Source organism: Corynebacterium falsenii (assembly GCF_020099275.1).
Classification (GTDB): domain Bacteria; phylum Actinomycetota; class Actinomycetes; order Mycobacteriales; family Mycobacteriaceae; genus Corynebacterium; species Corynebacterium falsenii.
This window is the reverse complement of record NZ_CP083646.1, coordinates 622,462-646,988: the sequence shown is the minus strand read 5'-3', so window position 1 is coordinate 646,988 and position 24,527 is coordinate 622,462. Positions and strand designations below refer to the sequence as shown.

Annotated in this window: 20 protein-coding genes; 13 read left to right on the top strand and 7 right to left on the bottom strand. The window is 62.9% G+C overall.

The window, feature by feature from the left end:
* Positions 1-41: 41 nt before the first annotated feature.
* From LA343_RS02935 to ahpF, 4 genes are all read left to right on the top strand, one after another.
* Entirely contained in the window at positions 42-1,244 is a 1,203-nt protein-coding gene (locus tag LA343_RS02935) for a YkvI family membrane protein (RefSeq protein WP_025401870.1), read from the top strand.
* A gap of 54 nt (positions 1,245-1,298) precedes the next feature.
* Positions 1,299-2,528 (top strand): hypothetical protein, encoded by a 1,230-nt coding sequence (locus LA343_RS02930; RefSeq protein WP_144084466.1) that lies wholly within the window; start codon positions 1,299-1,301, stop codon positions 2,526-2,528.
* A gap of 181 nt (positions 2,529-2,709) precedes the next feature.
* Positions 2,710-3,273: an alkyl hydroperoxide reductase subunit C gene (gene ahpC, locus LA343_RS02925; protein WP_025401868.1), complete on the top strand. Its 564-nt coding sequence runs from the start codon at positions 2,710-2,712 to the stop codon at positions 3,271-3,273.
* Positions 3,274-3,613: 340 nt separating this feature from the next.
* A complete protein-coding gene (gene ahpF, locus LA343_RS02920; RefSeq protein ID WP_025401867.1) occupies positions 3,614-5,224 on the top strand; it encodes an alkyl hydroperoxide reductase subunit F in 1,611 nt (536 codons plus the stop codon).
* Between the two features lie 195 nt (positions 5,225-5,419).
* On the opposite strand, the gene LA343_RS02915 is transcribed toward ahpF, so the two are convergent.
* The 5 genes from LA343_RS02915 to LA343_RS02895 form a co-directional block, all read right to left on the bottom strand.
* A complete protein-coding gene (locus LA343_RS02915) occupies positions 5,420-5,959 on the bottom strand; it encodes an SRPBCC family protein (protein WP_025401866.1) in 540 nt (179 codons plus the stop codon).
* A gap of 9 nt (positions 5,960-5,968) precedes the next feature.
* Positions 5,969-6,442, bottom strand: coding sequence for a DUF2231 domain-containing protein (locus LA343_RS02910; RefSeq protein WP_119665013.1), 474 nt, complete (start codon positions 6,440-6,442; stop codon positions 5,969-5,971).
* A 100-nt stretch (positions 6,443-6,542) separates the two neighbouring features.
* Positions 6,543-8,363 (bottom strand): phosphoenolpyruvate carboxykinase (GTP), encoded by a 1,821-nt coding sequence (locus LA343_RS02905; protein ID WP_025401864.1) that lies wholly within the window; start codon positions 8,361-8,363, stop codon positions 6,543-6,545.
* Between the two features lie 127 nt (positions 8,364-8,490).
* Complete coding sequence (locus tag LA343_RS02900) at positions 8,491-9,099, bottom strand: hypothetical protein (RefSeq protein ID WP_025401863.1); 609 nt, start codon at positions 9,097-9,099, stop codon at positions 8,491-8,493.
* On the bottom strand, positions 9,089-10,075 hold the full coding sequence (locus tag LA343_RS02895) for a hypothetical protein (RefSeq protein WP_025401862.1): 987 nt from the start codon (positions 10,073-10,075) through the stop codon (positions 9,089-9,091). The genes LA343_RS02900 and LA343_RS02895 overlap by 11 nt, the downstream gene beginning before the upstream one ends.
* A gap of 34 nt (positions 10,076-10,109) precedes the next feature.
* On the opposite strand from LA343_RS02895, the gene trmB reads away from it, so the two are divergent.
* The 6 genes from trmB to LA343_RS02865 all read left to right on the top strand — a co-directional run bounded on the left by trmB (position 10,110) and on the right by LA343_RS02865 (position 18,007).
* Positions 10,110-10,946 carry a tRNA (guanosine(46)-N7)-methyltransferase TrmB gene (gene trmB, locus LA343_RS02890; protein WP_052337497.1) on the top strand — a complete coding sequence of 279 codons (837 nt, stop codon included), beginning with the start codon at positions 10,110-10,112 and terminating at the stop codon, positions 10,944-10,946.
* Positions 10,939-11,571, top strand: a complete 633-nt coding sequence (locus LA343_RS02885; RefSeq protein ID WP_025401859.1) for a PIN domain-containing protein — start codon at positions 10,939-10,941, stop codon at positions 11,569-11,571. The genes trmB and LA343_RS02885 overlap by 8 nt, the downstream gene beginning before the upstream one ends.
* Positions 11,572-11,701: 130 nt before the next feature.
* Complete coding sequence (locus LA343_RS02880) at positions 11,702-14,164, top strand: MMPL family transporter (RefSeq protein ID WP_025401858.1); 2,463 nt, start codon at positions 11,702-11,704, stop codon at positions 14,162-14,164.
* On the top strand, positions 14,161-15,207 hold the full coding sequence (locus tag LA343_RS02875) for a lysylphosphatidylglycerol synthase transmembrane domain-containing protein (protein ID WP_025401857.1): 1,047 nt from the start codon (positions 14,161-14,163) through the stop codon (positions 15,205-15,207). Before LA343_RS02880 ends, LA343_RS02875 begins: the two co-directional genes overlap by 4 nt.
* A gap of 127 nt (positions 15,208-15,334) precedes the next feature.
* A complete protein-coding gene (locus LA343_RS02870; protein WP_052337496.1) occupies positions 15,335-15,757 on the top strand; it encodes a DUF3054 domain-containing protein in 423 nt (140 codons plus the stop codon).
* Positions 15,758-15,892: 135 nt separating this feature from the next.
* Positions 15,893-18,007 (top strand): PhoX family protein, encoded by a 2,115-nt coding sequence (locus LA343_RS02865; protein ID WP_025401855.1) that lies wholly within the window; start codon positions 15,893-15,895, stop codon positions 18,005-18,007.
* A 26-nt stretch (positions 18,008-18,033) separates the two neighbouring features.
* Here the strand turns inward: LA343_RS02865 and LA343_RS02860 are convergent, their stop codons facing one another.
* Complete coding sequence (locus tag LA343_RS02860; RefSeq protein ID WP_039910835.1) at positions 18,034-18,942, bottom strand: LysR family transcriptional regulator; 909 nt, start codon at positions 18,940-18,942, stop codon at positions 18,034-18,036.
* A gap of 138 nt (positions 18,943-19,080) precedes the next feature.
* On the opposite strand from LA343_RS02860, the gene LA343_RS02855 reads away from it, so the two are divergent.
* The 3 genes from LA343_RS02855 (at position 19,081) to LA343_RS02845 (ending at position 22,489) form a co-directional block, all read left to right on the top strand.
* The gene (locus tag LA343_RS02855; RefSeq protein WP_025401853.1) at positions 19,081-20,280 is read left to right on the top strand and encodes an MFS transporter; all 1,200 of its coding nucleotides are present in this window, start codon (positions 19,081-19,083) and stop codon (positions 20,278-20,280) included.
* A gap of 120 nt (positions 20,281-20,400) precedes the next feature.
* Positions 20,401-20,970: a DUF6230 family protein gene (locus tag LA343_RS02850; RefSeq protein WP_025401852.1), complete on the top strand. Its 570-nt coding sequence runs from the start codon at positions 20,401-20,403 to the stop codon at positions 20,968-20,970.
* 64 nt (positions 20,971-21,034) lie between these two features.
* Positions 21,035-22,489 carry a DUF6114 domain-containing protein gene (locus LA343_RS02845; protein WP_374957161.1) on the top strand — a complete coding sequence of 485 codons (1,455 nt, stop codon included), beginning with the start codon at positions 21,035-21,037 and terminating at the stop codon, positions 22,487-22,489.
* Positions 22,490-22,645: 156 nt separating this feature from the next.
* On the opposite strand, the gene LA343_RS02840 is transcribed toward LA343_RS02845, so the two are convergent.
* Positions 22,646-24,349, bottom strand: coding sequence for an AMP-binding protein (locus LA343_RS02840; RefSeq protein ID WP_039910834.1), 1,704 nt, complete (start codon positions 24,347-24,349; stop codon positions 22,646-22,648).
* Positions 24,350-24,527: the final 178 nt, after the last annotated feature.

Genomic DNA, 24,527 nt, shown 5'->3' with positions numbered 1-24,527 from the left:
GAAGCACGTCCCACCGAAACGGCGTGCAGACGGAGAGAACCATGTTCAAGAGGATCGTCACCGTAGCGCTCGCGTTCGTGGGATTGTCGGTGGGGGCCGGCTTCGCGTCGGGTCAGGAAGTGCTGCAGTTTTTCGTTCACTTCGGGGTGGGTGGCCTCATCGGGGCGGTTGTTGTGGCGCTGCTCATGGGCTGGGCCGGCGGAATCCTGTTGCAGTTGGGGTCGTTTCACCAGCCCAGCGATCACAATGTGGTGTTCCAGCGGTCGTTTAGCCCCATTCCCGCCCGCTTGCTGGATATCGCGGTCATCGCCACGGTGTTCAGCCTGTCCACGGTGATGTTCGCGGGCGGCGGCTCCAACCTCAATCAGATGTGGGGTTTGCCCACGTGGGTCGGGTCGGTGCTGCTCTTGGTCCTGGTCCTCATCGCGGGCAACGCCCCCAGCGAGCGCATCAGCTCGGTCATCGCGTGGACGACTCCGCTGATGGTGATCCTCATCATCGTCGCCTTCGTCTATTCTGTCTGGACCTTTTCCTCCGACGCCACCACGAGCCTCGATTCCCTCAACGCCGCTGCGGCCAGCACGAGCAGTACTCTGCCCAATGTGGTCATCGCGGTGATCAGCTACCTGGGGTTTTCCATGATCGTTATCGTCTCCATGGGCTTGGTCATCGGCGGCGAGTTCATTAACACCCGCGTGGCTGGCATCGGTGGTGTGGCGGGTGGCTTGTTGTTCGGCATCCTTTTGGTCATGGTGGCCTTCACCATTTATGTCAATGTGGGCGACGTCGGAATGGACCAATTCCCCATGTTGTCCTCGGTGACTATCGTCAGCGGCGCGGCTGGCACGCTGATGTCTATCGCGATTTACGCGATGATCTTCAACAGTGCGCTGGGCATGACGTACGCGTTCACGTGCCGTTTCGTGGAGGATCGCAGGAGCATGCGTTTTCATGTGGTCTACAGTGTCACGGCAGTGGTGGCTTTTGGGCTGTCGTTCTGGGGGTTCAGCAATATCGTGGGTTATGTGTTCCCCGTGCTGGGTTACATCGGGGCGGTGTTGTTCCTGCTGCTCAGCGTTGAGTATCTGCGGCGCCGGACCCAGATCAAGTGGGTGAGTAACTTCCGCGTACGCCGGTCGTGGCCGCTGCGCAAGGGGCAGAAGGGTGGCTCGGGCAACACGTCCGGCGCGGCCGACAAGAACAGCGCGACAGGTACGAGCAGCGCGGCTGATAAGGCTGAGTAGCCCCCTCCCCCGCGCATCTACCCACCGGCTGCGGTATGAGAGATACTAATGTACATGATCAACAGCTCTCCGCAGTCTGCTTCTCCTTCCCCGGATGACTCCGGCGACATCTCCCCTGTCGCCGACCAACTCGACGGCACCTACACTGAGCCCGCCCAGCCCAGCTCCGTAACCACGGCTCCCCCTACGTCCCACCGCGAGCTCGTCACTGCCCTGCGCAAGCTCGGCCTCCCGTCGGTTCTTTCCGCCCGCGACCGCGCCCAGGACCTGCTCCGCCGCGTGGCCGTTCCCCTGTGGCTCGTCGCAGGCTTCATGATCACCATCGCCTTGCTCAATCGAGCCATGGTGATCCTCGCCGACTCCCCGATCACGGACGGCGAGTCGGACCTGGACCTCCCCGAGGAGGTTTATGCCCCGCTGGGCGGCGCGGTCATCTTCTTCGTCGCAACCCCCATTCTCGGCATCATTGCCGCGGTGCTGACCAGCCGCAAGCGGTCGCACGCCTTCGCCTCCGCAGTGGGCGTGGCCGGCGCGCTGGTCACGATCTTGCTGCCGGTGTTTCCCTCGCCGGATAAGCTATCCGCTTTGTTCTGGGGCGTCGCCATCACGGCGGTCATCTTCGGCGCCACGTATATCGGTATCGGCTCGGTGCTGTCCTGGTCGATCCATCGCGTGGGCCAAGAGCTTTTCAGCCTCGGCCCAATGATCGCGCGCACCTTGCCCCTGTTCACCCTGGCCAGCCTTTTCCTGTTTTACAACGCCGAGATCTGGCAAGTCATGTTGCCACTCACGTGGCCGCGCATTCTTCAGGTCGCGGCCGCCCTGGGAGTGCTCACACTGTTGCTCGTGTCCGTCACCACCCGCGACGAAGTCCAGGAGCTCCTCAGCAACCACGCGGACGATCTGCGCCGTTCCGAGCGGCTCAACATTGTTCTCATCCCCAGCCTGGTGACGATTATTCAGTCCCTCTTTTTCGCACTGTTGGTGTTCCTGTTCTTCCTTGCTTTTGGCCAGCTTTCTGTATCCGACGCCACCATTTTCCAATGGACCCAGGCCCAGGTGGACAAGACGTTGTGGGAGCACTACCGGATTCCCTTCGCGCCGACCCTGATCAAGGTGTCGTTCATCCTTTCCGCGTTGGCTGCCTTAAACTTCGCCGCCAGTGCTGCGTCTGACTCGAACCATCGGCAGCGGTTCGTGGCTCCGCTGATCTCGGAGGTCGCCATGGGGTTGGATACGCGCGCAGCCTATTTAACGTCCCAACGTGTTACCCCCGTTCACTAAGCCTGCCCACATCCCCTGATAGTCGCAGATCAGAAGCCCAAAGCGGGGGAAACGTGGCGTGGCGTCAGGCTAAAACTACACCCACATTAATTAGGTTTAACCTATAGGCGTGCAGAGACGTGAAGGTAATGGCTATAGTTGGTGGTGTCAGCGGAACCGACAAGCAAACAAGGAGAACGCTATGTCTCTGATCAACACCGAGATTCTCGACTTCAAGACCCAGGCTTTCCACAACGGCGAGTTCGTTGAGGTCAGCAAGGACGATGTGCTGGGCAACTGGTCCATCTTCTTCTTCTACCCCGGCGACTTCACCTTCGTCTGCCCCACCGAGCTGGGCGACCTGGCTGATTACTACGACCAGCTGAAGGACCTCGGCGTGGAGGTCTACTCCGTATCCACCGACTCCCACTTCGTGCACAAGGCATGGCACGAGAGCTCCGAGGAGGTCGGCAAGGCCAACTACTACATGCTCGGCGACTCCACCGGCCAGCTGACCAACAACTTCCAGAACATGCGCGAGGGCGCCGGCCAGGCCGACCGCGCAACCTTCCTGGTTGACCCCGAAGGCGTGATCCAGTACATCGAGCAGACCGCCGAGGGCATCGGCCGCTCCGCTGCCGAGCTGATCCGCAAGGTCAAGGCTGCTCAGTACATCGCTTCCCACCCGGGCGAGGTCTGCCCCGCTAAGTGGGAAGAGGGCGAGGACACCCTGACCCCGGGCATCGATCTCGTGGGCAAGATCTAAGACAGATCTCACCGAGCAGGTCTGTGATCAGGGCCTGAGACAACCCTTCCTCGGTCGGCGTCGCGGGCAACCGCTCGTCGGCTGAGCTGGCGGGCGGGCCTGGTGCCCGTCCGCTTTTGTCTTGCCAGCGCGGGGCCGGTGTGGGTCCGACGTGGCTCCCGCACGGGCTCCACCTGGCGCTGTAGCTAGCACTAGCTTTTTCCGCTCCTTTTCAATCGCTCACCGTCTTGCGCCGTGGTCCGCGGTGGTCCGCGGTCGCACACACGCCGCAACTCGCTCTCAACAACACACCAAAGAAACTCACCGAAAAACTCAGCTAACCGAACACTTAGGAGACCCCATGGCTAAGCAACTTCTCGATGACAACCTCAAGAAGCAGCTCGGCTCCCTGGTGCCCCGCATTACCGAGGACATCGAGCTGGTCTACAGCCTCGACGACCGCGATGCGTCCGCCAACCTGGAGAAGCTGCTGCAGGACATCGCCGAGCTGTCCGACAAGATCACCGCCCGCCAGAATGACGACGCGCACGACCGCAAGCCCGCCTTCACCATCGTGCGCAGCAACGACGAGAACATCGCCGTGACCTTCGCCGGCATCCCGATGGGGCACGAGTTCAGCTCCCTGGTGCTGGCCCTGCTGCAGGTCGGCGGCAACCCCATCAAGGAAGACCAGGACGTCATCGACCAGGTCAAGGGCCTGGCCGCGGATGGCAAGGACCTGGAGTTCACCACCTACATGTCCCTGTCCTGCCAGAACTGCCCCACCGTGGTGCAGGCACTGAACACGATGTCCGTGCTCAACCCGCACATCAAGCACACCGCCGTGGAGGGGTCCCTGTTCCAGGACGAGGTCAACGACAACGGCATCCAGGCCGTGCCGACCGTGTACCTCAACGGCGAGGAGTTCACCTCCGGCCGTACCTCCATCGAGGACTTCGTGCGCATGCTTGATTCCGGCGCCGCCGCTCGTGAAGCCGCGAAGCTCAATGAGAAGGGCGAGTTCGATGTGCTCGTCGTGGGTCAGGGCCCCGCTGGTGCCACCGCTGCTATTTACGACGCCCGTAAGGGCCTCAACGTGGGTCTGGTGGGTGAGCGCTTCGGCGGCCAGGTGCTGGACACGATGGCCATCGAGAACTTCATCTCCCAGAAGTACACCGAAGGCCCCAAGCTGGCCGCTGCCCTTGAGGAGCACGTCAACGACTACGAGGTCGACGTGATGAAGGCTCAGTCCGCCACCGGCTTCACGCCCGCCGCCAACCCCGGCGAGGCGCACACGGTTCACTTCGGCGACGAGGCTTCCCTGAAGGCGCGTCAGGTCGTCATCGCGACGGGTGCGAACTGGCGCCTGATGAACGTGCCGGGCGAGTCGGAGTACCGCAACAAGGGCGTGACCTTCTGCCCCCACTGCGATGGTCCGCTGTTCAAGGGCAAGGACATCGCCGTGATCGGCGGCGGCAACTCTGGCGTTGAGGCTGCTATCGACCTCGCAGGCATCGTCAAGCACGTGACCGTGCTGGAGTTCGGCGAGCAGTGCCGCGCGGATGACGTGCTCATGGACAAGCTGAACTCGCTGGACAACGTGGACGTGATCACCAGTGCCGCCACCACGGAAATCGTGGGTGATGACAAGGGTGTGACCGGCCTGAAGTACACCGACCGCACCAACGACGAGTCCAAGTCGCTGGAGCTCTCCGGTGTGTTCGTGCAGATCGGCCTGGTGCCGAACACCCAGTGGCTGAAGGACTCCGGCATTGAGCTGAACAAGATGGGCGAGATCGTCATCGACAGCCACAACGCCACCAACATCCCCGGTGTGTTCGCCGCCGGTGACTGCACCGCCATCCCGTTCAAGCAGATCGTGGTCGCCGAGGGTGCGGGCGCAACCGCTGGACTGTCGGCCTGGGAGTACTCCGTGACCGGACCGGCTCCGGTGGAGGCTCCGGCCCAGTAGGCTCCCAAAGCCCCCGGTTCCATAGGACCTGGAGTACTTTTCCCGGCACGTTCGCTCGGATTTGTTTAGGCACAATTAAAGCCCGGCTCCTGTATCAGGGGCCGGGCTTGTTGTCGTTCAGGTGTCAGGTCTGTGCCGGTGCCACATCTGTGCGGGTGTCAGGTCTATACCGGCGCCAGCTTTCGCGAACCGGACCTACTTTCCCGACTCGGCGACCTTCTTGATGGCAGCCAACGTCTCGGGGATGCCTTTGATAGCGGAGTTGCGCCGCTCTTCTGCCTCGGATGCGCCTCGGTCGCCCCACTTCTTGAAGAAGGCGTCGCGGCCCGGCTGGTGGAAGTCCCAATCCTCGTGGAGTCGTGTACCAGCATCGATCTCTTCGACGCGGTACCCCCAACGGACAAAACCGCCCTCAACGGCGTCGGGGCCAACAACCCAAGCGAACTCGTGCGGGCGATCTGCAGCAACCACCTCGGATTCGGTTTCCCAAGTGCGCTCCGGGGTCTCGTTGTGCCCCTTGAATCGGCTGCCGACCTTGCCAGCTTCGCCGAGCCATTCGCACCACTTGCACGTCGGCGACCATTCCCCGGTGCGGGTGACATCGGAGATGAGGTCGTAGACGTGCTCGGCTGCGGCGTTGATATCGACCGAGTTGCTGACCTTCCAATGGTCAGCACCATCGGCGGTATCAGCGAAGTTGGTGGTGTTCGTGCTGGTGTTCTCTGTGGTACTCATAACCCCAGACTAGCGAGCTGGGGCGGTCTCGTCATTGTTCCAGACCTGCATAGCGCCTTCGTGACCAGTCATGATGACCGTGACGATCACAGCGATGGCGGCAACGATGGTCAGCACTCGAACTAAGGTGAGCAGCCAGCCGGGCATAGCCACGAAACGGCTGATCACGAAGAACCCCAGCACCACGGCGCCGAGGGCGATCACGCTGCCCGTGAGGTAGTTAGCGTATTCGGCGTGCTTGGCCAGCGGGCCCGGGTCTTCTTCGGTGAAGCCCTGCATCTTCAGCAGCGTCTCACCCGAGGAGCGGGCGAGCCAGGTGAAGCCGAGGGATAGAAGGTTGACGGCTGCGGCGGTGTAGCCGAGCGTCTTGGCTTGCGGGCGAATAGCCCACGCGATACTGATGAGCGCAGCGAGTGGGGCAAACACCACGGCTGCGTGGACAAACAGGGGGTGCGCAGGCACACCGGCAATCGTTGATAGCATGCCACAAGTTATAGAGATGGCATTTCACGGTGGCAACCAATCTCATGCTGCCCTAAGCGAATGGCCCCTAAGAAAAGCAAAGACGTCCTAAGCTGCGCTGCTACTTCGCAGCCTCCACGCGAGCCTTGAGGTCGTTGAACTCGTCCCAGACCTCGGAGGGAACGCGGTCGCCCAGGAACTTCAGCCATTCCTCGTTGTCGGCAATGTCGGCATCCCAGTCGGCCGGGTTCACGGACAGTGCCTCGCGGATGTCCTCCTCGGTCTCCTTGAGGCCGTCGGTGTCCAGGTCCTCGTAGCGGGCGGTGTAGCCCACCACGGTCTCGTCGGCTTCCACGCGGCCTTCGATGCGGTCCACGATCCACTTCAGCACGCGGGAGTTCTCGCCGAATCCGGGCCACAGGAAGCGGCCGTCTTCGCCGCGGCGGAACCAGTTGACCAGGAAGACCTCGGGCATCTTGTCGCCGCCCTTTTCGCCCATGTCAATCCAGTGCTGCAAGTAGTCACCGGCGTTGTAGCCGATGAAGGGCAGCATGGCCATGGGGTCGTGGCGCAGGGATCCCACTGCGGCCTCGGCAGCGGCGGCAGTCTGGCCGGAGGCCAGGGTGGCGCCGATGTAGGTGGCGTGGTTCCAGGAGTGGGCTTGGGTCACCAGCGGCACGGTGTCGGGGCGGCGGCCGCCGAACAGGATTGCGGAGACCGGCACACCCTTCGGGTCGTTGAACTCCGGTGCGGCCGCGGGGCACTGCTCGATCGGCACGCAGTAGCGGGAGTTGGGGTGGGCGGCCACGCTGCCGTCTTCGGGGGTCCACTCGTTGCCGAGCCAGTCGATGAGCTTCTGCGGCTCGCCTTCCTTGGACTCCCACCACACGTCGCCGTCCTCGGTGAGGGCAACGTTGGTGTACAGCGCGTTGCCGGGCTCCATGGTCTTCATGGCCACGGGGTTGGAGGCGTAGTTGGTGCCCGGTGCCACGCCGAAGAAGCCGTTCTCCGGGTTCACGGCGTACAGGCGGCCGTCCTCGCCGAAGCGCAGCCATGCGATGTCGTCGCCCACAACCTCGGCCTTCCAGCCTTCGATGGTCGGCTGGATCATGGCGAGGTTGGTCTTGCCGCAGGCAGAGGGGAATGCGGCGCAGATGTAGTAGTCCTTACCCTCCGGGCTGATGAGCTTGAGGATGAGCATGTGCTCAGCCATCCAGCCCTCGTCCTTCGCCATGGCGGAGGCGATGCGCAGTGCGTAGCACTTCTTGGCCAGGATGGCGTTGCCGCCGTAGCCGGAGCCGTAGGACCAGATCTCGCGGTCCTCGGGGAAGTGGGTGATGTACTTGGTGTCGTTGCAGGGCCATGCAACGTCTTCCTCGCCGGCCTCCAGCGGAGCGCCCACGGAGTGCCAGCCCTTGACGAACTCGCCGTCGTCGCCGATCTTGTCCAGGGCTTCCTTACCCATGCGGGTCATCACGCGCATGGACATGACCACGTAGGGAGAATCGGTGATTTCCACACCCAGCTTCGGCTCGGGGTCGCTGATGGGGCCCATGCAGAAGGGCACGATGTACATGGTGCGGCCGCGCATCGCGCCGGAGAAGTGTTCGCGCATCTCAGCGCGCATTTTCTCCGGGTCGACCCAGTTGTTCGTCGGGCCCGCATCGCCCTCGTCCTTGGAGCAGATGAAGGTGCGGGACTCCACGCGGGCCACGTCCGCGGGGTTGGACCGGGCGAGGAAGGAGTTGGGGTTCTTTTCCTCGTCCAGCTTGATGAGGGTGCCATGCTCCACGAGCTGGGCTGCAAGTCGATCCCACTCTTCATCCGAACCGTCACAAAAAACTACGGAATCGGGCTGGAAGAGCTCAACGCTCTCCTCAATCCACTTCAGCAGCTCCTTGTTGTTCGTGGGTGCCTCGCCGACAAGCCCTTTAATGGTCATCGCTGTTTCTCCCTCAAGGTTTTGAGCGTTGATAGGTATGTGGAACGTTTCCTACCCTCTACTTTAATTGCGAATGGGACTGTTATTAGAAGGTTTCGCGTTCGCCACATATGGTTCTCAACACACCCTAGCCCCAGTCCCCCCGTTCCACACATTTCCACGTTTCCGTTTTCCACTCTTGCTGACCACCATCGGGGGTAGCGGGGGGTTGCTCGCTATCGCTCGTCTTTTCTTCGACGCCACCAGCCTCCTCGTCCTCCACAGCACTCCAGGCTGACCATCCTCCCTGGAAGCAGACGGAAGACAGGTAGTCGACCCGCCCGTCTCCGTTCGTGTCGGAGAGGATGTTCATGGTGGTGTCGTCCGCCAATGTGATGGATTCCACAGTGCCAGTTGTGGTAGGGGCTCCCACGGCGTACCGCTGGCCGTTGTAATCAAAAAACAGATACGCCATCTCACTGTTGGCCTCTCCACCCGCTTCGGGGTGAGGCGCGAGCTGGACGTGGGGGCTGTTGATGAGGTGCTCCAGGGGGTTCGCTGGCGGTGGCCCCTCGGGGATGATGGGGGGTCGGATGCTGGTGGCGTCGGAGGGGTCATCGATGCCGCCGAGCGGGTCCACCAGGAAGCCGTGGTTGCCGTAGCTGGTGGTGAGGCCTTCGGGGCCGATGGGTTCGAGGGGGGCGAGCGGGTCGTTGAATCCGTCGCCGGAGAAGTCAAAGTAGTGCTCAACGGGCATGGGTGTTCAGTCCTCTCGGGAGGGTCGGGATGGTGTCGGCGATGCGGGGGATGTGGAGGCGGGAGATGACGTCCGCGACGAGCGCGATCCACACCTCGCGGAGGCGTTGGGCGTTGGCACGCCGCTGGGCTGCGCGGTGTCGCGACCGGACCAGCCACAGCCGCACCCCGACCAGCGCGCACCACACGAGCAGCGCCGCCACGATGGCCGCGAAGGCGCTGCCGGTGATGCGGTACGTCAGTGCTCCCACCCCCGCCGCGCCGGCCAGGCCACCGGCGGCGGCGAGGGCCCAGCCAGAGATGCGTTCGCGCGTGGGTCGCGGGGATGAATGCGGGGCGGTAGGTGAGTGAGGTGCGGCGGACAAAGCTGCGCTCCCCGTGTCCACGCGCGGAAAACACACGCCCTGCTCCGCCACCGCGACGCGCAGCCGTTGCACGAAGCGGTGGTGGAGCTGCTCGGCCTCGGACTCGCTCACGCCAGCGCCCGAGCCCGCACCGCCCTTCCGGTCGCGCGCCTTCGCCTGCTCGCCCGGTGACTCCCCTAACACCTCCCCCAGCAGCTCCGCGGAAATCCGGTGCGAGGCCAGTCGGATCGCCATGCGCACCCGTTCGAGCCGCTCGGCGTCCGCCCGTTGGGCATCGCCGGCCCAGGCAGTCAGATCCACACACGCGCGGTTCACCAGCGTGGCCGCATCCTCAACGGATTCCACCGAGTGCCACCCGGGATAGTGGGGCCAGGGCCGGGGTGTGGCGTCGACAATAAGAACAACAAACCCCACGGACTCAGAGACCGCCTGCGCGATATCCACATCCTCGGCCGTGGGATCGCCCACGACCGCCACGACAACATCCGGCCGCGCCTCCGGACCCGCGCCCACGATGACCGTAGTGCCGGGGCGCACGAGCTCCCGCAGCTTCTCCGCGCACGCAGTCACCCGTGCGCTATCCGGGCCGATAATTGAGACCGTCTTGGTCACAGCTTCCCCCACTTTCCCCCGTACATCTGCCACAATGAACGGGATGAATAATTCTGATAAGAGTCCCGATAAGACAGATAATGATGCTCGTTCAACCGGTTCCCTACCCCAGGGCCGGCCACTGCAAACCGATTTTAACGATGGACGCGACTATCCGCGACTGGGCAACTTCAGCTTCCGCCGCGGCACCCTGACCGACAACCAGGAAGCACTGTGGGAGCAGCACTGGCCGCGGCTGGGCACTGTGCTCTCTGACAACGTCATTGACCTGCAGGATTGGTTTGGTCGCGACGCCGAAACGATCGTCGAGATCGGGTCCGGCACAGGTACCTCCACGGCGGCGATGGCGCCGCTGGAAGCGGAGACGAACATCGTGGCGGTGGAACTGTACCGCCCGGGTCTGGCGAAGCTGCTGGGGTCCGTGGTGCGCGGCGATATCGACAACGTGCGCATGGTCCGCGGTGACGGCGTGGAGGTGCTGCAGCGCATGTTCGCGCCGGAGTCGCTGGCTGGGGTGCGGATTTTCTTCCCGGATCCGTGGCCGAAGGCGCGTCACCACAAGCGCCGCATTATTCAATCGGGCACGTTGCACCTTATTGCCTCGCGGTTGAAGCCCGGCGGGATTCTGCACGTGGCGACGGACCATGCGGATTACGCCGAGTGGATCGACGAGCGCGTGGAGGTAGAGGAGCAGCTGGAGTACCTGGGCTGGCCCGATGCCGAGGGGATGAAGGACATTCCGGTGCTTACGGACCGGCAGGTGATCACGAAGTTCGAGGGCAAGGGTCTGGATAAAGACCACGTGATTAAGGAGTACCTGTGGCGGAAGAAAGCGGGCGCCGCAGAAGCAGAGGGAGAAGAACATGCTTGATTACGACGAGCCCACCACGCCCCGGCTGCTGCTGGTATGGGACGCGCCGAACATCGACATGGGGCTGGGGTCCATCCTCGGCGGACGCCCCAACGCAGCGCATCGCCCTCGCTTCGATGCGGTGGGCCGCTGGCTGCTGGATCACTCCAAGGAATTAGAGAACACCTTTGGCGAGGCAGTGGAGCCGGAAGCCACGGTGTTCACCAACATCGCCCCTGGTAGCGCCGATGTTGTGCGCCCGTGGGTGGAGGCACTGCGCAACGTTGGTTTCGCCGTGTTCGCCAAGCCAAAAGTCGACGAGGATTCGGATGTGGACCCGAATATGCTGGCGCATATTCGGCTGCGTCGCGAACAAGGAATGCTCGATGGACTTGTGGTGGCCAGCGCTGACGGGCAGAATTTCAAGGATCTGTTGGAAGAGCTGGCGGATGAGATCCCCGTGTTTGTGCTGGGTTTCCAGGAACACGCCACGTGGGCTGTCGGATCACCGCTGCTGGAGTTCATAGACTTAGAGGACATCCCTGGGGTGTTCCGCGAACCCTTGCCGCGCGTCAACCTGGACTCCCTCCCGGACGAGGGCGCGTGGCTGCAGCCCTTCCGGCCGCTTTCCGCTTTGTTGGATTAATCGTGGATTAGTCCGCACTAGTCCGCATTAGTCCGCACCCCACCAGCGTGGTGGCACCACACCGCGCACCCGGGTGGTCGCCACATCACACGACCGCCCAGCCCAGTCTGACCCGAAGGAGGACCCCACAGTGTTCATGAGTTGGGGCGATACCGCATACCGGTTCCGCCGATTGATCCCCCTGGTGATCATCTCTGCCGTGGTGGCTCTCTATGCCATTTTTGGGCTGCAACTGGGCGACCGCATGAGCCAGGAGGGTTGGGACGATCCCAACTCGCAGTCCACCCGCGCTGCGCAGCTGGAGCAGGAGGAGTTCGGCCGCGATGCCAACGGAGACGTCATCGTGCTGGTCAACGGCGACCAGCCGGGATCGGCCACGTCCCCTGCGGTGAAGCAGGATATCGGCGCCCAGCTCGATGCGCTCAAGGCGAACCATCCCGATGCGGTCGCGAGCATTACCAGCTACTTCAACGGTGGCCCGGCCGTGCTGGCCAATGAGGACGGCACAGCGGCCTTCGCCATTGTGTCCCTCCAAGGCGTGGAAGACGATGTGCTCATCAACTTCCGCAAGATCAAGAGCGAACTGGAGTCCATCCAGGCCCCCGGTGTGACCGTGGAGATCGCCGGTGCCACCGCGATCTCCGATGCCCTCGATGATGGCATGGCCGGGGATATTCACCGCGCGGAGATCTTCGCCCTGCCCGCGGTGGGTATTTTGCTGTTGTTCGTCTTCGGCGGCGTGGTCGCTGCGCTGATCCCGCTGCTGGTGGGCGCGCTGTCCATCCTGGGATCCATGGGTGTGCTGTCCATCCTGGCGCAGTTCACGCAGATCAACGTGTTCGCCCAGTCCGTGGTCACGCTGCTGGGCCTGGGCCTGGCCATCGACTACGGCCTGTTCATGGTGTCTCGCTTCCGCGAGGAGCTGGAGGAAGGCAACGACGTGCGCACGGCCGTGCGCAACACCACGGCCACGGCAGGTAAGACCGTGCTGTTTTCCGCAGCGATGGTGGCCGTGGCACTGTCCGGCCTGTTGATCTTCCCGCAGGCGTTCCTGAAGTCCGTGGCGTTCGGCGCAATGTCCGCCGTGGGCTTGGCCGCGCTGCTGTCCGTTGCGGTGCTGCCGAGCATCTTCGCCCTGCTAGGCAAGAACATCGATAAGTTCGCCATCCGCCGCCGCCCGCGCAAGCGCGCGGAGGTGGTGAGCGGCATGTGGGGCAAGATCCCCGCCTTCGCGATGCGTCACTCGAAGAAGCTCACGTTCCTCGTGGTCGCTGGCTTGCTGGCCCTGACCGTGCCGATTGCCGGGATCAAGCTGGGTGGCATCAACGAGACGTACCTGCCGCCGACTAACCAGACCCGCATTGCGCAGGAGCACTTCAACGAGGAGTTCCCGAAGTTCCGTACCGACCCCATCAAGCTGGTCATCGAGGGCGATAACCAGGCCATCGCTGCCGTCTACCAGAAGACCTACCAGATCGAGGGCCTCACCGGACCGTTCCAGGTCACCCGTCCCACCAAGGACAATGTCACGGTACTGTCCACCGGCATCGTCAATCGTGAGGATAACGGCCGGATCGTCCGCGAGCTCGAGAATCTGGACGTACCCGGCGCGACTGTCCTCGTGGCGGGCACCCCGGCGCTGGAGGTCGAGTCCATCGAGGCGCTGTTCCACAAGCTGCCGTGGATGTTGCTCTACATCGCGGTGGTCAGCTTTGTGCTCATGGCGATGATCTTCGGCTCGCTGATCATCCCGGCCAAGGCGGTGATCATGAACATCTTGGGCATCGGCGCCACGTTGGGCATGCTCACGCTCATTTTCGTGGACGGCATGGGCGCGGATCTGTTCAACTTCACCCCGGGTCCGCTGATGAGCCCCGTGCTGGTGCTCATCATCGCGATCCTCTTCGGCCTGTCGACGGACTACGAGGTCTTCCTCGTCTCCCGCATGGTGGAGGCGCGGGCGCGCGGCGCGTCGACGGATCAGGCGATCCGCTTCGGCACCGCCACGACGGGCAGCATCATCACCGCTGCGGCGTTGATCATGATTGTGGTCTGTGGGGCGTTCGGGTTCTCGTCGATTGTGATGATGAAGTACATCGCGTTCGGCATGGTCATTGCCCTTATTCTCGACGCCACAGTCATCCGCATGTTCCTCGTTCCTGCGGTAATGCACTTGTTGCGTGACGACAACTGGTGGGCTCCGCGCTGGGTACAGAAGTTGTCTGAGAAGGTGGGCCACAACGAGCAACTCGACGGGCACTCCGCTGCAGTGCCAGCTGCAGTCGGCGCTGGAGTGGGCGCCGGTGCTGGTGCTCGCCCCGAATCCGCAGCGGAAACCACGGGCTCCCGCCTGCGGGTGGCCGACCTCGCGGAAGCCATGGAGCACCGGGAACACCGGGACCGCAAGGATCGCAGAGAGCATCACGATCAGTACAACCACCACGCAATGGGTAGCGGTGCTGGCCGCGCTGGCGAGACCGATGCGTCCGGCGAACTCATCGATCCTTCCCGCCACGAACGCACGCTGCCGTTTAGCGAGCTCATGAAGCGCGTCAACGATCGCCGCGATGATTCTGGTGATCGCCACTCATGATGTCCTTTCTCAAGAAACCCTCCGTGAGAGCTGCCCTGGCTCTGATCCTGATCGTTGCGATTGGGGTCATTGCCCGGGAGCACTTGCACTTCATCGGCGATGGCTGGCGGGAGCTGGAACACGCCAACAACAAGTGGATCAGCCTAGCTGTCCTCGCGTTGGCCCTGTCGATGGTGGCGCAGGCCGAGGTCATGGTGATCCTCATGCGCAGCGCTGGGGTGCAGGTCAAGCGCCTCAGCGCGAACATGCTGGGGCTGGCCGCCAATGCCTGGTCCGCGACCTTCCCCGGTGGCCCTGCCCTGTCCGCCGCCATGATCTTCCGCGAGCAGATGAAGTGGGGCGCCACCCCAGTCATCGCCAGCTGGTACATGGTGCTGTCTGGCGTGCTGGCCAGCGGTGGCATGGCCATCTTGGCGATCGGTTCGATCTTCTTCCTTGGCCTTACCGTGAAGCCGCTGACGCTGGCGCTGTCCGTGGTGGGCGTCATCGCCTTGGCTATCGCCACGAACTGGGTGGCCACCCACCCGCGGCAGGTCGAGAACTGGCTGCTTCGCCAGGTTCGGCGCTTCAACCGCTGGCAGCGCAAGCCGGAGGATCGCTTCACCGAAGCGATCCTCGGTTTGGGTCAGCAATTGTCCGCCGTGAAGCTGCCGCTGCCGCGCCTGAGCGCCGCGATTACCGCGTCCTTGCTGAACTGGATCTTCGAGATCCTGTGCCTCATGGCCTGCATCTTCGCCATCGGCGCGCAACCGCCGGTCGCCGGTGTCATCTTGAGCTTCCTCACCGCCAAGCTGGCTGGCCAGGCGCAGGTCACGCCCGGTGGCTTGGGTCCGGTCGATCTCGCGCTGACGAGTACCCTGGTAGGCTTTGGCGCCATGACCTCCGTGCAGGCCTTCGCCTCGGTGATCGTGTTCCGCATGCTTAGCTTCATCGGGCTGGCGTTGGTGGGCTGGATCGTCTTCTTCGTCACCAAGCTGGCTAACCCCCGCGCTGCCGAGGAGACCGAACCGGCCGGAATCGCGCAAGACTCCGCCTCTGCGTAGCACTGCCCCAACCTAGAGCCCCGAACCGGGGCTGGCGTGCCATACCTCGGGGAGGGTGTGGAGAGGAAAGGTTGTGGCGTCGGATATGGATAACCGGCGAAAGTTGAGAGGGCTTAGACTGACAGGTATGAACGCAACGAGGACGCACCGAAGCTCGACTCATCGAAGCCCCGTGTCGGCGCTTGTCGCCGATGTGATCGCCATTGCGGTGTTCGCGCTGCTGGCGAGGATCGCGCACAATACGCCGGAGATGCCGCTGAGCTTCGTCGGGTGGCTGGATACCACCTGGCCGTTCCTGCTCGGCGTGGCGCTGGCGTGGGCGCTGCTGTGGTTCGGGGTGCTGCCGCAGCTGCGCAATGGGGGTAGTGGGCACGATATGGCGTCTGGTGTAGTGGTGTGGATCTTCGCCGTCGTGGTGGGGCTGCTGGTGTGGGGGCTGCGCCACGGTCAGGTGCCGCACTGGTCGTTCATGCTGGTCGCCACGATCATGTCTGCGATCCTGCTGCTGGGGTGGCGAGGGATTCTGCGGCTGCGGTCGCGAAAGGCCTAAAACGCTGCCTAAGGATTTCTAACAATTTCGGCGGAGTTAACCGTTCGTACACCTTCAGTCCATCACGATGTCAATTGAGGCCCATAACCTCTCTCCCGTTCACAACTAACGTTTCAACGATGGGAACCACTGACTATGGGCCTTCTGGGTAAAAACCTGCTTGACAAGATGGACTTCACCTCCAGCCGTTCGCACCGCACCTGCGTATACAAGTGTGGCGACGCCTGCTCGAAGCCCGTCCCCAACACCTCCGACAACAGCTACTTCGGCGACATCGTGAAGGCAACCTTCTCCCGCCGTACCGCGCTGCGCGCCGGTGGCGCCGCAGTTGTCACCGTCGGTGGCGCTTCCTTCCTGGCGGCCTGCAGCGATTCCAACAACGGCGGCAGCGGCTCCAGCTCCTCCTCCGCATCCGGTTCCGCTTCCTCCTCGGCTGCTGCAGACGTACAGCCGCCGAAGGGCCTGCAGTTCGACATGGTTGCACCCAACACCGAGGACAAGGTTATTGTACCCAAGGGCTACAAGTCCGAGGTCGTCATCCGCTGGGGCGATCCCGTCATCGAGGGCGCGCCTGAGTTCGACATCAACAAGCAGACCCCCGAGTCCGCAGCGAAGCAGTACGGCTTCAACAACGACTTCGCCGGCCTGCTGCCCATCGAGGGTGAAAACAACCGCTACCTGCTGGTGTGCAACCACGAGTACACCACCCCGCAGCAGATGTTCCCGGGCTACGATGCCAACAACCCCACCAAGGAGCAGGTGGACATCGAGATGGCCAGCCACGGCATGACCGTGGTTGAGGTCGAGGGCAACGACAAGGACGGCAAGCTCAAGCCCGTCATGGGCAAGTACAACCGCCGCATCGACAGCAGCACCAAGTTCGAGCTCCGCGGCCCCGCCGCCGGCACCGACCTGGTCAAGACGCAGGACGACCCCGAAGGCAAGACCGTTCTGGGCACCCTGAACAACTGCTCCGGCGGCGTGACCCCGTGGGGCACCGTGCTCTCCGGCGAGGAGAACGTGGACCAGTACTTCGCCGGCGGCGAGAAGGTCAAGAACGAAGAGGTTCGCAAGCACCTCAAGCGCTACGGCATCGAGGATGCCGAGACTCCTCGCCACTGGGAGCGCTTCTACGATCGCTTCGACGTGACCAAGGTGGAAAACGAGCCCAACCGCTTCAACTACGTGGTGGAGATCGACCCGTGGGATCCGGAATCCCGCCCGGTCAAGCACACCGCCATGGGCCGCTTCAAGCACGAGGGTGCCAACATCTTCGTGACCAACGACGGCACCGCAGTGGCCTACTCCGGCGACGACTCCCGCTTCGAGTACCTCTACAAGTTCGTCTCCTCCCGCAAGGTCCGCAGCGGCAACTCCCCGGAGGACCGCCGCGAGAACATGAAGATCCTCGACGAGGGCACCCTGTACGTGGCCAACTTCGAGGGCAACTCCCCCGACTTTTCCGAGTCCGGCAAGCTGCCGAAGGACGGCAAGTACGACGGCACCGGCAAGTGGATCAAGCTGCTGACCGTCAAGGAGGACGGCTCCGCTGAGTCCCACGTGGACGGCATGAGCGCCGAAGAGGTCGCCGTGTACACCCGCGAGGCTGGCGACAAGGTCAAGGCCACCAAGATGGACCGCCCCGAGGACGTTGAGCCGCACCCCGTGACCGGCAACGTCTACGCTGCGCTGACCAACAACAAGTACCGTGGCGCCAACCGCGACGGCAAGAATGATGCCCCCATCGCCGAGTACGCTCCGATCAAGGAGAACAAGAACGGCATGATCATCGAGATCGAGGACAACCACACCGGCGAGGACATGAAGTGGAACCTGCTGCTCGTGTGTGGTGACCCGAACGAGGCCGAGACCTACTTCGGCGGCTTCGACAAGTCCAAGGTTTCCCCGATCAGCTGCCCGGACAACGTGACCTTCGACTCCTTCGGCAACCTGTGGGTCGCCACGGACGGCAACGCACTGAAGTCCAACGACGGCCTGTTCGCCGTGTCCCTCGAGGGCGACACCCGCGGCATGACCAAGCAGTTCCTCACCGTGCCCGCTGGCGCCGAGACCTGTGGCCCGCTGGTGTTCGAAAAGCGCGTGATCGTCAACGTTCAGCACCCAGGCGAGGACGAGGAAGCCACCGTGGAAAACACCAAGTCTCACTGGCCGGATGGCGGCAACTCCCTGGCTCGCCCCGCCACTGTCGTGGCGTGGAAGGACGACTTCGGCACCATCGGCACGAACTAGTCGGCGCTAGTCCCCGTTAGTCGGCGCTAGTCGGCGTGCCACTGCGGCTGGCCCGCATGCACGCGGCTGGCAACGAACTCCCGGAAAGCGTCGGCGGCCGGCGCCCGCGAGGCGTGCGACCGCCACACCATCCCCAGCTCCCGTTCACGGGTTTCCGTGAGCGGGAGCATTACCATTCCCGGCACCACAATGTTCGGATCCCCCAGCGGCAGCAGGGCCACTCCCAGTCCCGCCGAGACCAACCCCGCCAGCGTGGTGAGCTCCATCGACTCGAACACGAGCCGGGGGCGATACCCGGCGCGGGCCGTAAGCTCGTCGAGCAGCATCCGCGTTCCATACCCGGGCAGCATGGCCACGAACGGCTCATCCACAGCCTCCGCGATGCTGATCGACTCCCCCCCTGCCCACCGATGCGTCGCGGGCACGGCCAGGGCCAGCCGCTGCGTGGCCAACTGCAGCCACTTCAGCTCCCCGGATTCCACGAAGCTCGTCGGCTTCGGCCCCACCAGGGCAACGTCCGCATCCCCGGCGAGCACATGATCGATGAGTACCTGCGCTGCGCCCTGCACCAGTTGGAACGTCACCTGCGGGTGTTCCTTGCGGTAGTTCCCCAGCAGATCGGGCACCAGCCACGTGCCGAGCGAGTGCATGAAATCGAGCCGCACCGTGCCCGTTTCCGGATCCATGAGCCGGTGCACTTCCTCGATGCCGCGCTGCCACACGCTCGTGGCCTCGCCCGCACGTTGCGCCAACGCTCGGCCGCATTCGTTGATCGAGAGGTGCCGGCCGTGCCGGTCGAACAGCGCGCAGCCGACCTCCTTCTCCAAAGACGACAGCCGTCTCGACAGCGCCGATTGGCTAATCCCCAGGTGCAGCGAGGAATCCACCATGTTTTGGGTGCGCGCGAGATCCAAGAACCACTCAAGTTCCTTCATATCCAAAATTGTTGCACATTTTGGGACACGAAGGCCTGATTATTGCATTTACAGAATTGAGTTCTCATCCACCACAATTGAGGTGACAGGAATCACCCCTCACGATCCCAGTATGACACGGCAAAAAGGAGGCCCCTGATGGCGTCGCCAGAAAAACCCATCCCCCTCACACCCACCGACGCGGGCTACAAAAAGGCCCTCGCCGCCTCACTCTGTTCCGGGCTGGCCTCCTACAATGCCCTGTACGCTACGCAGGCAATTCTCCCCGCCTTGGCGGATGATTTTCATGTGACGCCAACAGTTACAGCGCTCACAGTATCCGCCACGACTGGCGGTTTGGCTCTGATGGTGGTTCCCGCCAGCGTGATCTCGGAACGGGTGGGCCGCCGACTGATCATTCAGATCTCGGTGATGGCCTCCACGCTGCTGTCGCTGGCCCTGGTGCTGTTGCCCTCGATCCAGTCGATCATTGCCGTGCGGCTGGTGCAGGGCTTCGCGGTGGCGGGCGTACCCGCAGTGATGATGGCATTCCTTTCGGAGGAGGTCGACCGCAAGTACCTGCCCCGGATTATGGGCTTTTATATCGCCGGCAATTCGCTGGGCGGGCTCATCGGGCGCCTCATCCCCGGCATCACGTTGGACTTCGCGAGCTGGCGGATCGCGATCCTGCTTAGCGCGATCTTTGCGGTGGTCATGGCGATCATTACTGTGCTCCTGCTGCCACAGCAGCGCTTCTTTACGCCGAAGAAGATCACCCTGTCGCACGAGGTGGAGGCGTTTGCGCAACACCTGCGCAACCCCACGTTGCTGAAGCTGTTCGTACTGCCGTTTTTGATGATGGGCGCGTTCGTGTCGCTGTATAACTACCTGGGGTTCCGGCTGATCTCGCACTTTGGACTGCCGGAGTCGCTGGCGGCGATGGTGTTCATCATGTACCTGTCCGGTACGTGGTCATCGGCGCGGGCGGGCACGTACGTGGCGCGCTTCGGCAGCGGTTCCGTGGTGGCCGGGTGCACTGCCCTGGCGCTGGGGAGCCTGTTGCTGCTGCTGGTTCCATCCTTCGTGACGACGCTCATTGCGGTTCTGCTGTTTACCGCGGCGTTCTTCGCGGCCCACTCGGTGGCCAGTGCGTGGGTGGGGGAAGTTGCGACGCATGACCGCGCTGAGGCCTCGAGCTGTTATATCCTGTCCTACTACCTAGGTAGCTCGTTGCTGGGATGGATCTCTGGATATTTCTTCGACTTCGGGTGGTCCGTGTTGGTGCTGTGGCTGGCGGCGCTGTTCCTAGTCGCTTTTGTGACGGCCGTCAGGGTAAAGGCCGAACGCGGGAAAAATTAGTGCTTTTTGCACCAAAACCACATCAGTTTACCTGGCGTTTTGTTGCTTTAGGGTTCAAAACAGAAACTTTTTTTTGAATTTTGCTTCGAAACAAACATCTATGTGAGTAGCATCACATGCATGGGTCACACACGTAAACTACGCTTCGTCGGCGTCCTGGGAGTCGGACTCCTGGCTACCGCCGGTATGGGAGTTGCCGTCGCTCAGGGCGGCGTCTCCGCAAACCTTGCTCTGTCCAACACGCTCTTCAACATGAAAGTCGGTCAGCTCCGTGGAGAGGGATTCAGCCTGTTCACTGACGCCGACAAGATGCACTACGGCGATGAGGCAATCTCGCGCATGCGTATCAAGGACGCGCACGTTACCGACGTGTGCATGACCGCCCCGGTAAAGATCCCGGGTGTGGGCGATAAGAAGTTCCAGATGCTCGTGCCGGGCGAGAACTTCTCCGCACAGAACCTCATCATCGGCGCCAAGAACATCGGCGGCGCGCTGACGCTGAACAAGCCGCAGATCGGCATTGACGCTAACTTGGTGGATAGCGACGCCCCGAAGGGCGCGTGGGGCCTGACCGCTTCCGAGATCATCGCGAAGGATCAGGGCATCGAGACCTCATCCATCTCCGCCGATCAGCTCACTGCGGCGGGCAGCAAGATCACTTTGGAGGATCCTGACAATGCCAAGTGCTAGTAGCAAACGCGCTACTGGTTTCGGCGGTTGGCGTAGGCGCCGACCGTTCGCAGCCGGACTGTTCATGTTACTTTCCGGCATCGTCATGGTCACTCCGGCGTACCTTTCGTTCGAGGTCTCGAACATCATCATCCAGGTCTCGACGATCTCCGGCGTGTCCACGCTGCTGATCGGTGCTCTCCTGGCGACCTGCGCGATCATGGCGTGGTACAAGCCGGAGATGCGCCTACTCGCTGGCGTGGCGGCCATGATCCTGGGCATTGTGGCGCTGCCAATGTCCAACTTGGGCGGCTTCATCATCGGCACGCTACTGGCGCTGATTGGTGGCGCGCTGGCGTTGTCATGGACTCCGGAGGACAAGGATCGTGACGGCGACGTTGTCTACGATTCCGAGAACCCGGACGACGTAGCTGAACAAGCCGAGTCTGAGCAGCCTGAGCAGTCTGAGCAAGCCGAGCACTCTGAACACACTGAAGAAGCCTCCGTTGATGCCTCTGCCGCCACGGTACCCGCCTCGAGCGTGGCAGCGGAGCCGGTGGAGCCAGCTGAAACGGCATCTCAGTCTGATCGGTTGCAACACACTGACCAGCACGACACCGCCGCCCTCGATCCCCAGCCGGCCGCCGACGAGTCCGAGACTCAGGTCATCCCCACAGTCGAGGAAACCGCCGAGCCGAAGCGCCGTAAGCCATGGAGCAAGCTGCGCCGGGGCTCCAAGACCACCGTTCTGGCGCTCCTCGTCACCATGGGTACCGCCGCTGGTGTGGTGACCTACGACGCGCCGAATGCCCAGGCTCAGATCCCGCTTCCCCAGCTTCCTCAGCTGCCGGGAATGCCGGGTCAGCAGCCTGCCCAGCCGGGTCAGGGTGGTCAGCCATCGCAGCAGGATACAAATCAGCCCCAGGCGCCTCAGGTTCCGGGGCTCCCCACGCTACCGCAGCTGCCCCCTCCCCCGTCGCTGCAGGATCTGGCGAACTCTCCGCAGATTCCCGAGGATTTGCGTTTCGACTTCTCCCCACCATCCCCGATTCCGGACGAGCTTCCGGTGCAGGACTCGATGTTCGAGATCAAGTCCGATTCCACGAAGCTGGTGGGCCACGTAAAGTTCTCGCTGATCCAGCAACCCACCACGCGTGGCCCCGAGCCCGCCCTGCGTATCGACGCCGACAAGGCCATCCTCGATAACCTCTCCGTGCAGTTCCCCGGAACCCCGGCGAATAACTACGTCTCGCGTAATCAGCGCAGCGGCCCCGGTCAGATTTCGACGCTCACCGGAAATTTCCACATCATCGTTCGGAAACTCACGGTGACGCCGCAAGTCTCCGGAGTCACCACCTTCCCCATCACCCTTGATGCCAGCATGGCCCCGATTGAGCTCCAAAAGGAGCTGTCCAAGGTCGGACTCGGTCAACCAGAAGCCCTGGCCTCGCAACTGGTGATGCTCAACGGTGTGATGGACACCTACTTCGTGAAGGCTGACCAGCTGGATCTCGGCCCGGGCACTCAGATCGGCGACTAGCTCCAGCTCGCCCCACTTGGGCATAGGAAAACCCGCCTCCCAACCAGAAATGTGGTTGGGAGGCGGGGTCATTTGTGCTCCCCTTCCCCTCAGAGGATTCCGCTCCTCAGGAGATCTTTCTCCTAGGGAGGGAGCAGCTCAGCCTACGAGCCTGGCCTACCGGCTCGGCGGTAGCATGCGCGGCATCACCTTGCCGGTGGGGTTGCGCGGCAGGCGATCCATAAAGACCACGTCACGCGGCACGGAGTGCTCAGCCAGCTCGGAACGCACCCACTCCTGGATGCTCTCCTTCGTCAGCGCACGGCCGGCCTCGGAGTCCTCGCGCACCAGCCACACGGCCAGGCGCTTGAAGGTCTCCTCGTCGTCCACACCGTGCGCGTAGAGGTCCTTCACGCCGGGCATCGGCGCCAGGACTTCCTCCATGGACCGCGGGTAGACGTTCTCGCCGCCCACGATGATCATGTCGTCGGCGCGACCCAGCACGTATAGGCGGCCGTCCTCATCCATGTAGCCGCGGTCGCCGATTTCCAGCAGGCCGCGCTTGATCTTCATCTTGTCGCGGGCGTGAACGTAGCGGCGCATCGTCATGCTGCAGCGCGTGTAGATCCTGCCTGGGACATTGGGCGGCAGGACGTTGCCGTCGTCGTCCAGGATCTTCAGGCGCACGCCGGAGACAGCGCGGCCGGCCAGAGCCGGGTCCTTCGCCAGCTCCTCCTTCGTCGCCACGGCGCACACGGAAGCCTCCGTGGAGCCGTAGAAGTTCACGGTCACCTCGCCGAACTGCTCGTTGAGTCCGCGGATGAGGTCCTCGTGCATCGCGTTGCCGGAGCTCACGATGAACTCCACGCTGGAGTGATCGTAGTGGCCTTGCTGGGCGACCTTCAGCTGCTCCTTGACGAAGATGGGCGAGGTCACGATGCCGTTGACCTTGTAGTTCTCCACATCCTCCATGGCCTGCTTCGGGTCGAACTTGCGCCGCACCAGGGCGGTGCACCGGTGCGCGAACAGGATGTTGATGTTCGCCCATCCCCAGGAGTGGAACATCGACGCCGTCAGCTGGATCATCTGGAACGGCCGCCACGGGATCATGTAGGCCAGATCAATGACAGGGGTTGGGAAGAGCGGCTCGCGGTGCATCACGGCCTTCGGGGTTCCGGAGGTACCGGAGCTCATGATGACGATGTGTCCAGCGGATGGGAACGTGGGCAGCTTCTCTTCCTCGGCGGAGGGGGCATCGTCGATGAGCTGCTGGAAGGTCGGCCACTCCGGGTTGGGGGCCTTCGGGTTATGCAGATCCTCGGCGTGGCCGATCACCACCGTGGCCTTGTCGTAATCAGCGGGTAGGTGGCCAGCGAACTCCTCGTCGAGGATGACTATCTCGATGCCGAGCTCGTCGATGCTCTTCTGCAGCTGCGTGGGCGAGGACGCCGGGTTGAGCAAGTAGATGTCCGCGCCGATGAAGCCCTTGGCCGTCAGCGGGTAGATAATGACGCGGGAGTTCCGGGCCATCACGCCAATGCGGGAGCCCTTGCCGAGACCGCGGTGCTGGAAAGCCCGAGCGAGGGCCTGAATGTCGCTGCGCATCTCCTTAAAGGTGCGCTCGCCCATGTCGTCGATGAGGCCGAGGCGGTTGGGCTCGATCTCTGCGGCGTACCACACGTGCCGAGCACTGGTGAAGTGGTAGCGGAGGATGCCCTCCACCAGCTTGGCCTTGGTCTTCAAGCCGCCGCCGCGGTGCACGGCACCGGAGCGCAGCAAGGGGCCGAGGCCCTTCGCAATCGTCTTCACTTCAAAAGCCAGCGCCTCTGCGCCGTACCTGGCGTTTTCCAGGCGCTGCTTTACTGTTGCTTTCTCTCCCACAGGATCCTCTCCAATTGAGGCTAAAGACGGCAGATTCCCGGCGGGCACTCCATGCACCTCGCCAGCACTGTGCGCATGGTTGTGCCCTGCCGGGGCTACGTCGCTAACCTCGTGATCGATCAGTTATCTCTCATCACGATTGTCACGTAATAATTGAAACGCTTTCGCAGACCGAAAT